16 protein-coding genes are annotated in these 13,772 nt (G+C 71.8%); 8 read left to right on the top strand and 8 right to left on the bottom strand.

Annotated elements, in window-relative coordinates; genetic code table 11:
• The first annotated feature begins 25 nt into the window (after positions 1 to 25).
• The gene (locus ACFYZS_RS16045) at positions 26 to 562 is read left to right on the top strand and encodes a GNAT family N-acetyltransferase (RefSeq protein ID WP_389012066.1); all 537 of its coding nucleotides are present in this window, start codon (positions 26 to 28) and stop codon (positions 560 to 562) included.
• Between the two features lie 76 nt (positions 563 to 638).
• Here ACFYZS_RS16045 and ACFYZS_RS16040 read toward each other — a convergent pair whose 3' ends face one another.
• Positions 639 to 1,550, bottom strand: a complete 912-nt coding sequence (locus ACFYZS_RS16040) for a glutaminase (RefSeq protein WP_389012064.1) — start codon at positions 1,548 to 1,550, stop codon at positions 639 to 641.
• A 6-nt stretch (positions 1,551 to 1,556) separates the two neighbouring features.
• Positions 1,557 to 2,252 carry a demethylmenaquinone methyltransferase gene (locus ACFYZS_RS16035; protein ID WP_389012061.1) on the bottom strand — a complete coding sequence of 232 codons (696 nt, stop codon included), beginning with the start codon at positions 2,250 to 2,252 and terminating at the stop codon, positions 1,557 to 1,559.
• A 199-nt stretch (positions 2,253 to 2,451) separates the two neighbouring features.
• Between ACFYZS_RS16035 and ACFYZS_RS16030 the strand changes: the two genes are divergently transcribed.
• Together ACFYZS_RS16030 and ACFYZS_RS16025 are read left to right on the top strand one after the other, a co-directional pair.
• Positions 2,452 to 3,378: a DUF3152 domain-containing protein gene (locus tag ACFYZS_RS16030; RefSeq protein ID WP_389012058.1), complete on the top strand. Its 927-nt coding sequence runs from the start codon at positions 2,452 to 2,454 to the stop codon at positions 3,376 to 3,378.
• A 50-nt stretch (positions 3,379 to 3,428) separates the two neighbouring features.
• The gene (locus tag ACFYZS_RS16025) at positions 3,429 to 3,740 is read left to right on the top strand and encodes a response regulator transcription factor (protein WP_389012054.1); all 312 of its coding nucleotides are present in this window, start codon (positions 3,429 to 3,431) and stop codon (positions 3,738 to 3,740) included.
• On the opposite strand, the gene ACFYZS_RS16020 is transcribed toward ACFYZS_RS16025, so the two are convergent.
• The 4 genes from ACFYZS_RS16020 to ACFYZS_RS16005 all read right to left on the bottom strand — a co-directional run bounded on the left by ACFYZS_RS16020 (position 3,706) and on the right by ACFYZS_RS16005 (position 8,526).
• Positions 3,706 to 4,347 (bottom strand): hypothetical protein, encoded by a 642-nt coding sequence (locus tag ACFYZS_RS16020; protein WP_389012051.1) that lies wholly within the window; start codon positions 4,345 to 4,347, stop codon positions 3,706 to 3,708. The genes ACFYZS_RS16025 and ACFYZS_RS16020 overlap by 35 nt on opposite strands.
• Positions 4,348 to 4,354: 7 nt before the next feature.
• Positions 4,355 to 5,554, bottom strand: coding sequence for a cyclic dehypoxanthinyl futalosine synthase (gene mqnC / locus ACFYZS_RS16015; protein ID WP_389012049.1), 1,200 nt, complete (start codon positions 5,552 to 5,554; stop codon positions 4,355 to 4,357).
• Between the two features lie 72 nt (positions 5,555 to 5,626).
• Complete coding sequence (locus ACFYZS_RS16010) at positions 5,627 to 7,435, bottom strand: protein kinase (RefSeq protein WP_389012046.1); 1,809 nt, start codon at positions 7,433 to 7,435, stop codon at positions 5,627 to 5,629.
• Positions 7,436 to 7,662: 227 nt separating this feature from the next.
• On the bottom strand, positions 7,663 to 8,526 hold the full coding sequence (locus ACFYZS_RS16005; RefSeq protein ID WP_389012043.1) for a menaquinone biosynthetic enzyme MqnA/MqnD family protein: 864 nt from the start codon (positions 8,524 to 8,526) through the stop codon (positions 7,663 to 7,665).
• A 237-nt stretch (positions 8,527 to 8,763) separates the two neighbouring features.
• Here ACFYZS_RS16005 and ACFYZS_RS16000 point away from each other — a divergent pair, with 237 nt between their 5' ends.
• Positions 8,764 to 8,967, top strand: a complete 204-nt coding sequence (locus ACFYZS_RS16000) for a cold-shock protein (protein WP_030012116.1) — start codon at positions 8,764 to 8,766, stop codon at positions 8,965 to 8,967.
• A 189-nt stretch (positions 8,968 to 9,156) separates the two neighbouring features.
• Here ACFYZS_RS16000 and ACFYZS_RS15995 read toward each other — a convergent pair whose 3' ends face one another.
• A complete protein-coding gene (locus tag ACFYZS_RS15995; protein WP_389012041.1) occupies positions 9,157 to 10,830 on the bottom strand; it encodes a lytic transglycosylase domain-containing protein in 1,674 nt (557 codons plus the stop codon).
• A gap of 233 nt (positions 10,831 to 11,063) precedes the next feature.
• Between ACFYZS_RS15995 and ACFYZS_RS15990 the strand changes: the two genes are divergently transcribed.
• The 3 genes from ACFYZS_RS15990 to ACFYZS_RS15980 all read left to right on the top strand — a co-directional run bounded on the left by ACFYZS_RS15990 (position 11,064) and on the right by ACFYZS_RS15980 (position 12,167).
• Entirely contained in the window at positions 11,064 to 11,270 is a 207-nt protein-coding gene (locus tag ACFYZS_RS15990) for a hypothetical protein (protein WP_389012713.1), read from the top strand.
• Entirely contained in the window at positions 11,228 to 11,629 is a 402-nt protein-coding gene (locus ACFYZS_RS15985; RefSeq protein ID WP_389012674.1) for a thioredoxin domain-containing protein, read from the top strand. The genes ACFYZS_RS15990 and ACFYZS_RS15985 overlap by 43 nt, the downstream gene beginning before the upstream one ends.
• A gap of 61 nt (positions 11,630 to 11,690) precedes the next feature.
• Positions 11,691 to 12,167: an SRPBCC domain-containing protein gene (locus tag ACFYZS_RS15980; RefSeq protein ID WP_389012038.1), complete on the top strand. Its 477-nt coding sequence runs from the start codon at positions 11,691 to 11,693 to the stop codon at positions 12,165 to 12,167.
• A 48-nt stretch (positions 12,168 to 12,215) separates the two neighbouring features.
• Here the strand turns inward: ACFYZS_RS15980 and ACFYZS_RS15975 are convergent, their stop codons facing one another.
• Positions 12,216 to 13,079 carry a GyrI-like domain-containing protein gene (locus ACFYZS_RS15975; RefSeq protein ID WP_389012035.1) on the bottom strand — a complete coding sequence of 288 codons (864 nt, stop codon included), beginning with the start codon at positions 13,077 to 13,079 and terminating at the stop codon, positions 12,216 to 12,218.
• Positions 13,080 to 13,285: 206 nt separating this feature from the next.
• On the opposite strand from ACFYZS_RS15975, the gene ACFYZS_RS15970 reads away from it, so the two are divergent.
• Complete coding sequence (locus ACFYZS_RS15970) at positions 13,286 to 13,759, top strand: carboxymuconolactone decarboxylase family protein (protein ID WP_389012033.1); 474 nt, start codon at positions 13,286 to 13,288, stop codon at positions 13,757 to 13,759.
• Positions 13,760 to 13,772: the final 13 nt, after the last annotated feature.

The raw sequence follows: 13,772 nt of genomic DNA, 5'->3' as shown, positions 1-13,772 counted from the left end.
GATCACGAACCGAAGGGCTGCCCCGATGACCGCTTCGCCCACCTCGCCCGCCTCGCTCCCCACCGTCCGGCTGCGCGTGCCGACCGACGAGGACGCCCGGGCCTGGCACGGGGTCTTCGACGACCCCGACGTCATGGAGTTCCTCGGCGGCCCCGCCGAGCTGTCCCTGTACGAGGAGTTCACGGCGCGCCAGCGGATGCACGACGCGCAGCTCGGCTTCTGCCTGTGGACGCTGCTGGACGCGGACGGCGCGGTGATCGGTTTCACCGGGGCACAGCCGTGGCCGCAGGAGAAGGCGTGGGGGCCGGTCGGCGAGATCGAGATCGGCTGGCGCCTGGCCCGCTCCGCGTGGGGCAAGGGCTACGCCTACGCCGCGGCCCTGGCGACGCTGGAGCGCGTGCGCGCGGCCGGGCTCGGGCAGGTCGTGGCGATGATCAACGACGAGAACCGCCGCTCGATCGCGGTCGCGGAACGCCTCGGCATGACCCTGGCGGAGCGCTTCCTCCTGCCGAACGGCCGCACCTACGGGCGCCGCTACGAACTGGTGCTCGCTCCCGAGTAGCCCTCGGCGGAAGGGGTCCGGCGCAGCGCCGCGAAGCCGGTGAGGCCCGCCAGGGCCGAGCCGTGCGAGCGGCGCGTCAAAAAACGGACAGGCCGGTCAGGGTCGTGAAGCGGTCGAGGGCGGCCACGCCCGCGACGGAGTTGCCCTGCGGGTCCAGCCCCGGTGACCAGACGGCCAGCGTGCACACGCCCGGCACCACCGCCACGATCCCGCCGCCCACGCCGCTCTTGCCGGGGAGCCCGACGCGGTACGCGAACTCGCCCGCCGCGTCGTACGTCCCGCAGGTCATCATCACGGCGTTGACCTGCTTGGCCTCGCTCCGCGTCAGCAGCCGCGAACCGTCCGCCCGCAGCCCGTGCCGGGCCATGAAGCGCGCCGCCCGTGCCAGATCGGCGCAGCTCATCTCGATCGAGCACTGCCAGAAGTAGTGGTCCAGCAGCGCCGGCACGGGGTTGTCGATGTTCCCGTACGAGGCCATGAAGTGCGCCAGCGCGGCGTTGCGGTCGCCGTGCTCCTGCTCCGAGGCCGCCACCTCCGCGTCGAAGCCGAGCTCCGGGTTGCCGCTCTCCTCCTGGAGGAACTTCAGGAGCTCGCTGCTCGCGTCGCCCGTCAGCGTCTGCAGCCGGTCCGTGACCACCAGCGCGCCCGCGTTGATGAACGGATTGCGCGGAATGCCGTTCTCGTACTCCAGCTGCACCAGGGAGTTGAACGGGTTGCCCGACGGCTCCCGGCCGACCCGCTCCCACAGGCTGTCGCCGCCCTCGGCGAGTGCCAGGGCCAGCGCGAAGGCCTTCGTGATCGACTGGGCCGAGAACGGAACCTGCCAGTCCCCCACCCCGTACACGTTCCCGTCGAGATCGGCGACGGCCATCCCGAACTGCCCCGGATCCACGGACGCGAGCGCCGGGATGTACTCGGCGGGCGTGCCGCTGCCCACCAAGGGGGCGACGTCCGCCGCTATCTGCTCCAGGAGGGGCCGGTAGTCCACTGCCCGCTACGCCGTCTTGACGCCGCGGTGCAGCGCGACGATGCCGCCACTCAGGTTCCGCCAGGCCACCTTCGACCAGCCGGCCTTCTGCAGCAGTCCGGCCAGCGCCGGCTGGTCCGGCCACTCGCGGATCGACTCGGCGAGGTACACGTACGCGTCGGGGTTGGAGGAGACCGCGCGGGCCACCGGCGGCAGGGCCCGCATCAGGTACTCCGTGTACACCGTGCGGAACGGCGCCCACGTGGGCTGCGAGAACTCGCAGATCACGACCTGCCCGCCCGGCTTGGTCACCCGGTACAGCTCGCGCAGCGCCGCGTCCGTGTCCTGTACGTTGCGCAGCCCGAAGGAGATCGTCACCGTGTCGAAGACGTCGTCCTTGAACGGCAGCCTCGTCGCGTCGCCCGCGGTCAGCGGCAGCCAGGCGTGCCGCTTCTTGCCCTCGCGGAGCATCCCGAGCGAGAAGTCGCAGGGGACGACGTAGGCGCCCGTCGCGGCGAAGGGCAGCGAGGAGGTCGCGGTTCCGGCGGCCAGGTCCAGCACCTTGTGCCCGGGGCGAGCGCCGACCGCCTTGGCGACCTCCTTGCGCCACAGGCGGGCCTGCCCGAGGGAGAGGACGTCGTTGGTGAGATCGTAGTTCGCCGCCACACCGTCGAACATGGAGGCGACTTCGTGCGGCTGCTTGTCCAGGGAAGCGCGGGTCACTGGCGTTGGCCCCTCAGGTGCGGTGCGGTACGGGTGGGCGGATACCGGGCCATTCTCGCAGGCGGCACCGGGCCCCGCCGCCGGGGGCACAACTGGCCCGATGGACAGTTACGCGGAGCCCGCGCGTCCGCGTTGACTGGCGGGTACGGCTTGAACAAGGCCTACCGAAACACAATATTCACGAACAAAGGGCTCCACGATGCCGGCAGGCCATTCCACCGGTCACGGTCGACGTTCCCCCCTCGGCCCCCGCGCGCAGCGGCGGGCCGAGCGGCGCAAGCGGCTCCGCCGCACGCTCCTCGGAACGGCCGCGGTGGTCGCCGTCGCGGCGACCGCGTACGCGGTCGTGCCGCTGGACGACGCCTCCTCCGCCTCCGACTCCGTGGCCGCGTCGCCGTCCGGCACCCCCGGTGCCGCCTCCGGTGAGCCCGGCCGCGATCCCGCCGCCGCGGCCGCGTCCCCCTCGGCCTCGGCCGGGTCCGCCGCGTCCGGGGCGCCCTCCGCGGAGGCCTCGAAGCCGAGCGGCGGCGCCGGCGGCGGCGCGACCGCCGGCAAGACCCCCCAGTCCGGCCCGGGCACCTTCGCGGCCTCCTCCCACACGGGGCAGCCGCAGGGAAAGGGGCCCGCCCGCAAGTGGCGGATCGAGGTCGAGGAGGGAAGCGGGATCGACGCGAACGCCGCCGCGCAGTCCGTGGAGAAGATCCTGGGCGACCCGCGCGGCTGGATCAAGGACCCGGCGTACGGCTTCCAGCTCGTCGGGGCCGGCCAGCCGGTGGACTTCACCGTGAAGATCGCCACACCCACGACCACCGACCGGCTGTGCGAGGTGGTCACCCCCGAGCTGATCGGCGAGACGAACTGCCGGGCCGGGCACACGGTCGTGGTGAACCTCAAGCGCTGGCTGGAAGGATCTCCGCAGTTCAAGGGGGCCGTGGAGGAGTACCGGGCACTGATCGTCAACCACGAGGTGGGCCACGAGCTGGGCCACGACCACGAGACCTGCCCGGGCCCCGGAAAGCCCGCTCCGGCGATGATGCAGCAGATCAAGGGGCTGCTCGGCTGCAAGGCCAATGCCTGGCCGTTCGACGGAAATGGAACCTACCTGTCAGGACCACCCGTCCCATAGGGCAGAGAGAGCGGCCGCCGGCCGCCGGCCAGGGACGAGGAGCGGAAACCGTGCGCGTCGTGAACTTCAGCGTCCCTGTGTGGTTCCCACCCCGTACGCGGGAGAAGGCCCGGCGGGACGAAGTCCAGCTCACCGAGCAGGAGTCGGCCGTGTTCCTGTGCCTGGCCACCGGCGCGTCCAACGCGGAGCTGGCGAGCGAGCTCCAACTCTCCGTCAGCACGGTCAAGTTCCACGTGCACAACATAAGAGCCAAGCTCGGCGGCATCAGCCGCCTCCAGGCCTGCCTCCTGGCCGCCCTGGCCCGGGAATCCGCGAGACCCAGGCCGGTCAGCGGCGCCGGTGGAGCAGGCGGCCGGCTATGACCGTGGCCACGCAGGTGGTCGCGCCCTGCGCGAGGAGCTCCGCCGGGTCGGCCACCGCGAACACCGCGAAGCGGGCCGGGGCGTCCGCGTCGAGCGTGCCGTGGAAGGCCTCCTCGGGCGACTCGCAGCCGGCGAAGGGGTCCAGCGAGGGGGCCGCGACCGCGGCCGGGGGCAGGAGCGTCAGGCCGGAGCGGACCACCGCCGTCCGTACCGCCGGGACCGTGAGCTTCCCGGCGACCGCCACCACCCCGCGGGCCAGCAGCTTCTGCGTGGCCCGCCGGGCGCTGTTGCCCCGGCGGGCGTCGGTCAGTTCGAGGGCGTCGAGCGCCTCGGCCCCGCTGATCGGGTCGGCCCCCAGCTCGGGGGTCTCGTACGGGTCGTCGGGGTAGTACGTCCGCTCCAGCAGCACGTCCGCCCCGCGCACCAGCAGCCCCGGGGTCAGCACCCCGGGCCAGCGCCGGACCCGCGCGTGCGGCCAGGCCGCGGCGAGCTCCTCGTACGGGCCCACCCGGGCGATCCGGTCGCCCTCGACCAGGACCGCCCCGGCGGGCAGCGGCGCGCGGCCGGGCCCCGACAGCAGGACGTCGGCGGTGTGAAGCGTCAGCACGGCCGCGTCAGTTCGTGGAGATGAGCTTCAGCTCGGGGTGCGCCGTACCGCCCTCGATCGCCGTGGACGAGATGTGCGAGACCACGCGGTCGTCGACCGGGTCGTTCGCCGGGTCGTCGTGCACCAGCAGGTGCTCGTACGTCGTCGCGCGCTGCGCGGGGACGCGGCCCGCCTTGCGGATCAGGTCGATGATCTCCTGGCGGTTCGAGCGGTGCTTCGCGCCCGCCGAGGAGACCACGTTCTCCTCCAGCATGATCGAGCCGAGGTCGTCCGCGCCGTAGTGCAGCGAGAGCTGGCCCGCCTCCTTGCCCACGGTCAGCCAGGAGCCCTGGATGTGGGCGATGTTGTCGAGGAAGAGCCGCGCGATCGCGATCATGCGCAGGTACTCGAAGACCGTCGCCTGGGTCCGGCCCTTGAGGTGGTTGTTCTCGGGCTGGTACGTGTACGGGATGAAGGCGCGGAAGCCGCCCGTCCGGTCCTGCGTGTCCCGGATCATCGCGATGTGCTCGATGCGCTCGGCATTGGTCTCGCCGGTGCCCATCAGCATGGTGGAGGTGGACTCCACGCCCAGCTTGTGGGCGATCTCCATGATCTCCAGCCAGCGCTCGCCGGACTCCTTCAGCGGGGCGATCGCCTTGCGCGGCCGCTCCGGCAGGAGTTCGGCGCCGGCGCCCGCGAAGGAGTCGAGGCCGGCGGCGTGGATCCGCTTGATGGCCTCCTCCGCCGAGACGCCGGAGATGCGGGCCATGTGGTCGACCTCGGAGGCGCCGAGGGAGTGGATGACCAGCTGCGGGAACGCCTTCTTGATCGCGGAGAAGTGCTCCTCGTAGTACTCCACGCCGTAGTCCGGGTGGTGTCCGCCCTGGAACATGATCTGCGTGCCGCCGAGCTCCACGGTCTCCGCGCAGCGGCGCAGGATGTCGTCGAGGTCGCGGGACCAGCCCTTCTTGGTGTCCTTCGGGGCCGCGTAGAAGGCACAGAACTTGCACGCCGTGACGCACACGTTCGTGTAGTTGATGTTGCGCTCGATGATGTACGTCGCGATGTGCTCGGTGCCGGCGTAGCGGCGGCGGCGCACCGCGTCGGCCGCCTGGCCGAGCGCGTGCAGCGGGGCGTGCCGGTAGAGGTCGAGCGCCTCTTCCTTGGTGATCCGGCCCCCTGCGGCGGCGCGGTCGAGGACAGACTGGAGAGCGGCCTGGTCGGTCACCGGTGCGTCACCTTTCGGCGGTGTCAAGAGGTACGGACCGATCCAGCCTACGCCAGGGCCCGTCGGCGGTTCTCAGGGGATGCGGGTCAGGTCGCCTTCGGGGTTTCCGGCCGGACCGTCGCCCGACTTGTAGTGGAGCGTCCCGTCGGCGTTGAGGGTGAAGCGCTCGTCGGCGGACCCGTTGGAGCAGATGCCGGGGGCCGGGTTGGGGCCGCCCGCCGTGTCGAGGACGAGGGAGCGGTCGGTGGCGGAGGAGAGCTTCCAGTCACCGCTGCAGTCGGTGCCGAAGAGCGGGAGGATCGACTTGTCCCGGGCCACGACCTCGCCGACCTTGCCGGCCTTGATGGTGATCTCGAACTCGCTGGAGACCCCCGCGCGGGCGGTGGTGACCGTCCCCTTCCAGGTGCCGGTGAGCTCCTTGGGGACGTCGCCCCGGGTGCCGGCCGGAGCCCCCGTCGAGGGCTTGGCCGTCGAGGGAGTGGCGGAGGGGGTCGCGGATTCCTTCGGGGCCGGGGTGGCGGACTGCGCCGACGCCGGGGGCCTGGCGGCGGTGTCGCCGGACGCGTGCTGGTCGGCGTCGCCGCCGGTGCCGGGGAGCAGTCCCAGCCCGTACAGGCCGCCGCCGGACAGCACGGCCAGGACGGCCGCCGCCGCGAGGACCAGGGAGCAGCTGAAGCGCCGCCCGGCCGCGTTGAAGGTGACCTGGTGTGCCCGGTCGGGGGCGGTCCGCGGCTGCGGCACCCCGCCCCCGGCGGTCTCGGTGGGGCTGTGGCCGTGGCTGTGGCTGTACGCGGCGCCCGTGGTCGGCGGCGGCCCGTAGGGCCCGTACGAGGGGCCCGCCCCGCCGGCGCCGGAGACGGCGGCGCTCCCGTACGAGGGGTCCGGCGCGCCGAAGCCGACTGCGGGTCCCCCGTACGAGGAGGCCGTGAACGGCAGCGGCCCGGACGCGGATTCGGTGGCCGGCGCCGCGGCGCCCTCCGCGGGGCCCACCGGCGCGGCCTCCAGGTCCAGCAGGGCCGTGGCGGCGCGGCTGGCGTCCTCCACCACCGGCGCGGGGAGCCAGCCGGGGGCGCGCAGGGCGCCGTCGAGCGCCTGCGCGATCGCCGCCGGGGCGGGCCGGTCGGCGGCCGCCTTGGCCAGGCATGCCGCGATCAGCTCGCGCAGCGGGCCGGCGGGGACCGCGTCGAGGTCCGGCGGCTCGTGGACCACCTTGTAGAGGAGGGTCGCCGAGTTGTCCCCGGTGAACGGCGGCTGCCCGGTGGCCGCGAAGGCGAGCACGGCGCCGAGCGAGAAGACGTCGGCCGCCCCGGTGATCCCCTTGCCGAGGATCTGCTCGGGGGACATGTAGCCGGGGGAGCCGATGGAGACGCCGGTGGAGGTCAGCGAGGCCGTCCCGTCGGTGGCCCGGGCGATCCCGAAGTCGATGAGCCGGGGGCCGTCGAGGGTCAGCATCACGTTCGACGGCTTCACGTCCCGGTGGACGAGGCCGAGCCCATGCACGGCCACCAAGGCGCGCGCCAGGCCTTCGCCGACGGCCCGTACGGAGGCTTCCGGAAGGGGCCCGTGAGCGGCGACGGCGCCGCCGAGCGAGGGGCCCGCCACGTACCCGGTGGCCACCCACGGAACGGCTGCCTCCGGGTCGGCGTCCAGTACGGGGGCCGTCCACTCGCCGCCGACCCGGCGCGCGGCCTCGACCTCGCGGCGGAAGCGGGCGCGGAACTCCTCGTCGGAGGCGAAGTGCGGGTGCACGATCTTGACGGCGACGGTCCGGCCGCCGGCACTGCGGCCGAGGTAGACCCGCCCCATGCCGCCCGAGCCGAGCCGGCCGAGCAGCCGGTACGCGCCGATGGTCCGCGGTTCGCCGGCTTCGAGCGGCTGCATCGCGTCCCCCTCCCCCGTCGGTCCGTGAGCCTGACGCCCCTCGCCGGTCTCGGACCGGCCAACAGAACCTTAGGGGTCGCCGCCTCACCGGGGCGAGGCATTCCCGCCCGCGGGCGGGAATGTGAAAAGAGGGGGAATTCCCGGGAAACGGCATTTCCGCCGACCCGAACCGGAACCGGAACCGGAACCCCCAGTCGAACCGGAACCCGAACGCCGGCCGGAAATGATCAGCAGCGTGCGCCGTCCACGTTCAGCAGCTCCACCGCGACATCCGCGGCATAGCCCGTGCTCGATCCCGTACGACGCGCGAATTCCCTTACACCGGCCAACTGTTCGGGCCCGAAGCGGAAGTCGAGCGTCGTGAAGTACCGCTCCAGGAGATCCGCGTCGAAGGCCTCCCACCGGGCCGCCTGCTCGGCGACCTTGGCGACCTCCTCCAGGGAGAGGTCACGGGAGTCGAGGAAGGCCTCGTGCACCTTCTGTACGACGACCGGCTCGCGGGCGAGGTAGTCCTTGCGGGCGGCCCAGACGGCGAAGACGAACGGCAGCCCGGTCCACTCCTTCCACATCAGCCCCAGGTCGTGCACGTGGAGGCCGAGCCGGGGCGCGTCGTGCAGCGAGGCGCGCAGCGCGGCGTCCCCGATCAGCACCGCCGCCTCGGCCTCCTGCATCATCAGGCCCAGGTCGGGCGGGCAGGTGTAGTAGTCCGGCTGGACCCCGTACCGCTCGGAAAGCAGCAGCTGGGCGAGGCGTACGGACGTGCGGGAGGTCGAACCGAGGGCGACGCGCGCCCCGTCCAGCTGCTCCAGCGGCACCTGCGAGACGATCACGCAGGACATGACCGGGCCGTCGCAGCCGACCGCCAGATCGGGGAACGCGACGAGCTGGTCGGCGTTGCGGAGGAACTCCACAAGGGTGATCGGACCCATGTCGAGCTCCCCCTGGACGAGCCGCTCGCTGAGCTTCTCGGGGGTGTCCTTGGTCAGCTCCAGGTCCAGCAGCGTGCCGGTTCTGGCCAGTCCCCAGTAGAGCGGAAGGCAGTTCAGGAACTGAATGTGGCCGACGCGGGGCCGGCTGCGATAGACGTCCACATCGCGAGACTAGCCCCCGGGTCTGCGTCAGCCTTCGGGCGGGCCTCAAACGTCCGAGTGACGTGATCTTTCCCTCTGGTCTCCGCCACAGGGTGCGTGCTAGGCTCGTCGCAAGTTGCAGTTTGGTTTCCCTTGCAGTACGAGGCCTGCGGAGAATGTGACCCGCAGGCTTTTGTAGTTTTCAGACTTCTTAGCAGGTTCTGGAGCAGGGCGACCCTTTGGCCCATAGGAGGGCTCATGGCTACCGGAACCGTGAAGTGGTTCAACGCTGAAAAGGGCTTCGGCTTCATCGCCCAGGACGGCGGCGGCCCGGATGTCTTCGTCCACTACTCCGCGATCAACGCCTCTGGCTTCCGCTCCCTCGAGGAGAACCAGACGGTGAACTTCGACGTCACGCAGGGTCCGAAGGGCCCGCAGGCGGAGAACGTCACCCCGGCCTAGTCGCCTGGGCCAACCTAATCGCGGTTGGATAAGCAGTACCCAAGGAGCCCTGCCTCCTCCGTTCGCGCGGAGGTCGCGGGGCTCCTGCCTTTTCCCCCGGGCGGGGGGACGGGCGAAACGCGAACCGCCCCCGGTCACCGTCGAGACGGTGACCGGGGGCGGTCTGCGTGCGTGTGCGGACCGGACCGCCTACGAGGCCGGCGCCGGGGCCGCCGTGATCTTCAGGTCCAGGACCAGGACCACGTTGTCCTTCGTGATCAGGCGCAGGTGGTACGTGCCGGGGGCGACGTCCGTGGTGAAGAGCTCCGGCAGCGCGATCTTGCCGTCGGCGCCGGCCGGGGCCAGCAGCAGGCTCGTGACCTTGGCGCCGTCCTTGTCCTTGAACCACGGGCCCTTGGACTTGGCCGGGTCCACCGGGACCCACGCCCCGCCATCCTCGACGTTCCTCTCGACGAGACCGGCGGTGACCTGCGTACCCTCGGCGGCCTTGCCCTGCGCCGTGGCGGTGAACTCCAGGCCCTTGAGGCTCTTGCCCGCCTCGACCTCCAACGGCTTGTCCGCACCGGCATCGGTGCGGGCCAGCTTGTCCGCGACCGGGGCCGGCTTCGCCGTGACCGTGCCGGTGAAGTTCACCGTCAGCTGCGCCTCGGTGTTGTACGCCGCCACCCGCAGGGTGAAACCGCCCGCCTTGGCGCCGGCCTTCAGGCCGGGCAGGGCGGCGATGCCCTCGGAGTCGGTCTCGACCACGAGGAAGGTCTTGCCCTCGGAGCCGATGAAGGAGCCCGTGCTGTCGTCCTTGAGCTCGAACAGGATGGGCTTCGCGGCGGCCGGCTTGCCGTCGCTGAGCACCGCCTTGATCCGCGGGACCGCCGTGAACGCGGACCCGGCCTCGGCCTTGAGCTCCGCGCTGCCGAGCAGCTCCAGCTTGGCCAGGGTCGGCGTGGGCGTCGGGGTGGGCGTGGGAGTCGGGGTGGGCTTCGGCGTCGGGGTCGGCGTCGGAGTCGGGGTGGGCTTCGGCGTGGGAGTCGGGGTCGGAGTCGGCTTCGGCGTGGGAAGCGTCGTCGTGGGCGGCGTCGGGAAGTTCCCGGCCGGCGGGTTCGGCACCCCGGCGACACCGTTCTGGTACTGGTGCATGTACCCGACCACGGTGTTCACGTACTCGCGCGAGTTGTTGTAGCTGAGGATCGCCCGGTCGAGCTGCGCCTGGTCCGAGAGGTTCCGGTCGCCCGCGCACAGGTAGAGGCCCGCGCCCAGCGCCGCGTCGTAGATGTTGTTCGGGTCGCGCTTGGAGTCGCCGTTGCCGTCGGCGCCCCAGGTGGCCCAGGTGGACGGGATGAACTGCATCGGGCCGACGGCGCGGTCGTAGACCGCGTCCCCGTCGAACTCGCCCTTGTCGGTGTCCTTGACCTCGGCGAAGCCGTTGCCGTCGAGGCGCGGGCCGCGGATGGGCTTCTCGGTGTAGCCGTCGTTCTTGAGCCCGTAGCCGGAGGCGTGGACGGACTCGACGCGGCCGATGCCGGCGAGCAGCTGCCAGGGCAGCTTGCAGCCGGGCAGCGCGGCGGCCACGGAGATCTCGGCGCGCTTGTACGCGTCGAGGGCGGTCGCGGGTATCCCGCTGGCCCCCTCGCCGGCGCCCGTACCCCCGGTGGGCGGTACGGCCGGGTCGGCGAGCGGGTCGGGCAGGTCGAGGCGGGCATCGCCGCGGTCGGTGGCCTGGGGACTGTCCGGAGTGGGCTCGGACTCGCCCGCATCGGCGGTGGACGTGTTGGTCACCACCGCGGCGGTCGTCAGGCTGGCCGCGAGCGCGGCCGTGCACAGGACCTTGCGCGAGGTGTTGACGAGGTGACGGTGAAGCGGCTTCACAGTGCGGCGATCCCCCCAAGGCGGCCGACAAGGTATACGGCGGGTCGAGCCGTGGATATCCACTGTCTATCAGGTATTCGGACACGACTCACCGGTGCCCCGGCAGATATGACACACCATTCGTCTCGGCTTCACCGGGTCCTCACGCCCGTTCGCACAGAGGACCTTGGTCCGTGGGCGAAAGGACCCAAAGACCCACCGCTTGAACCCTATTGCCTTCTTAGGGTGGTTTCATGGCGACCAGTACCAAGAACGACCGGCGGCGCGAGGCCCGCGAACGGCTCCGCGCCCAGCGGGAGGAGGCGGCCCGCCGCGCGAGGCTGCGCGGCCGGCTGATGGCGGGCGGGGCCGTCGCGGCGGTACTGGGCGTCGCGTCGAGTACCACTTCGCCACCTTCCTGGACGGCGCCCTGGGCGGGAAGGGCTCGAAGCGGGCGCTGAACGCGCTGGGCGCGGCGGTGAACGAGAGCCCCGAGAAGTTCATGGAGTACCTCCGGGTCCTGTACGCGAACCACCCCAAGAAGGAGTCGGACGACACGTTCGGCTCGACGGCGACCCTGCTGGAACTCGCGGACCGGGTACCGGGGCTGCGTACGCCCGCCTTCAACAAGGCGGTCAAGGAGCTCACGTACATGCCGTGGGCGGAGAAGGTCGGGCAGGCCTTCTACGACCAGGACAAGAAGGGCACGCCGGACGTGTCCATCGACGGGAAGCAGCTCACGCTCAATTCGGGCAAGGGGATCGAGTCCGTCACCCCCGAGGCGTTCAGGAAGCTGGTCGCCGACAATCGGAAGTCTTGACGGCCCGGCGGGCGGTGCGCCACGGACGGATCCGGCCCGGCCCGTCCTACGGTGAGATGCCATGACCACCATCGAGCCGGTCCGCGTCCCCGACCTGTCGGACCGCCCCCATCAGTTGACCGTCGAGCGGTCGATGATCGCCACAGAGCACACCCTGTACGCGGGGTGGACCGAGGAGTTCGACCGCTGGTTCGCGGCCCCCGGCTCCGTCCTGATGCGGGCCGAGGTGAACGCGCCGTACTTCTTCGAGACGGAGTCCGCGCCGGAGCCGGAGGGCCCGCGGACCAGGCACCCGCACTACGGGCGCTTCCTGCGCCTGGTCCCGAACCGGCTGGTCGAGCTGACCTGGGTGACGGGCCGGGGCGGTACGGAGGGCGCCGAGACGGTGGTCACCGTGGAACTCCTCCCGCACCCGATCGGCACGCACGTCCGGCTGACGCACGCCGGCTTCCACGACGAGGCGGCCCGGGACCGGCACGCGGCGGCCTGGGAACAGGTCCTGGACCAGCAGGACGAGGCGCTGACCGGGGAGGAGTGAGGTTGCGGGCCGCGGCGCCGGCCGGGACGGGCCCGGCCGGGACGGGGCTCAGCCGTTCTCGGGCTCCACGGGCAGCCAGAGTTCGGCGTCGGCCGTGGTGGTGTCCGGCGCGGGCCGGACGCGGAGGATCTCCGGGCCCGGGCGGCCTCGGTACGGGTTCGAGGGGAACCACTCGGTGAAGACGTCGCGCCACAGCTCCTGGATGGCCAGCGGCATCGGCCCGGAGGTGGTGAAGACCGCCCAGGTACCGGCCGGGACGGCCAAGGCGGTCTCGTCCTCCGGGGCCGTGGTGGTGACCACGCCGTGGTAATAGTCGAGTTCGGTGCCCTCGGCCCGGCTGGGGTCCAGGTCGTCGCAGACCGCGACGATGCCGTGCGGCTCCTGGTCCGAGAGCTTCTCCAGGCGCTCCAGCGTCCGCGGGTCGATCCCGCGGACGAAGTTCATGATCGCGTGATTCGGTCCGGCATGGACCAGGGGTACCCGGGCCTTGGGCCCGGCGACCGTGAAGGCCTGCTTGTCCACAATGCGGTAGCGCATGCTGCTGCTCCCTTCGATGGTGAGACGGAAGGCCATCCGGGACTGGGAGCTGAGCGCGGCGCCGGTACGGCGGGCCTCGCCGGGACCGATGCCGTGCATGGCACGGAACGCCCGCGCGAACGCCTCGCCGGAGCCGTAGCCGTAGCGCACGGCGATGTCCAGCAAGGTCTCGCGCCCCGCGAGCACTTCGGCGCCCGCGAGGGTGAGCCGGCGACGCCGTATGTACTGCGACAGCGGCATGCCCGCCAGTGCCGAGAACATGCGGCGCAGGTGGTACTCCGAGGTGGCCGCGATGCGTGCCAGCTCTTCCGCCTCGATCGCCTGGTCGAGATGGCGCTCGATGTGCTCCATGGCCTGGTTCAGCCGCTCCAGCATCCCTGGTGTCCTTCCTCTTTGCGATCACCACGCTAGGCAGCGCCCACCCTGGCGGACCCGACATCCTGTGCCCGATCGAGTCGGGTGCGGGCCGTGCCGCCGATCGGGTGGGACCCGTGCGTCGTCCGGCCGTGTCGGCGGGCCGTCCTGTGCGTCGGAGCTGTTGCGTCGGAGCCGGTCATGGTCGACACGGCAAGGAGATCACGGTGGACGCTCGGCTCGACTTCTTCGGCAACGCCCTCGCCGCCAAGTTCGGGCGGTACATCAACTCGGCGAACAAGGTCATCGCCGACTCGGCACTGCCGCACGCCACGCAGGAGCTGGTGAAGCTGCGGGCGAGCCAGATCAACGGGTGCGGCTTCTGTACCGACATGCACTACAAGGACGCCGTGCACGCCGGGGAGGACCCGGTGCGGCTCAATCTGGTCGCCGCCTGGCGTGAGGCCACGATGTTCACCGACGCCGAGCGGGCGGCCCTGGAGCTGGCGGAGCAGGGCACGCGCATCGCCGACGCGGCCGGCGGCGTCACGGACGAGGCCTGGGCCGAGGCCTCCAAGCACTACGACGAGGACCAGCTGGCCGCCCTGGTCTCCCTCGTCGCCCTGATCAACACCTACAACCGGATGAACGTGATGGTCCGGCAGCCGGCCGGCGGCTACCAGCCGGGCCAGTTCGGCTGATCCCCGGCGGAAC

The organism is Streptomyces sp. NPDC001903 (assembly GCF_042891345.1).
In the GTDB taxonomy this organism is placed as follows: Bacteria; Actinomycetota; Actinomycetes; order Streptomycetales; family Streptomycetaceae; genus Streptomyces.
Note: the sequence above shows the minus strand (reverse complement) of the source record. Positions and strands in the feature narration are given on the sequence as shown.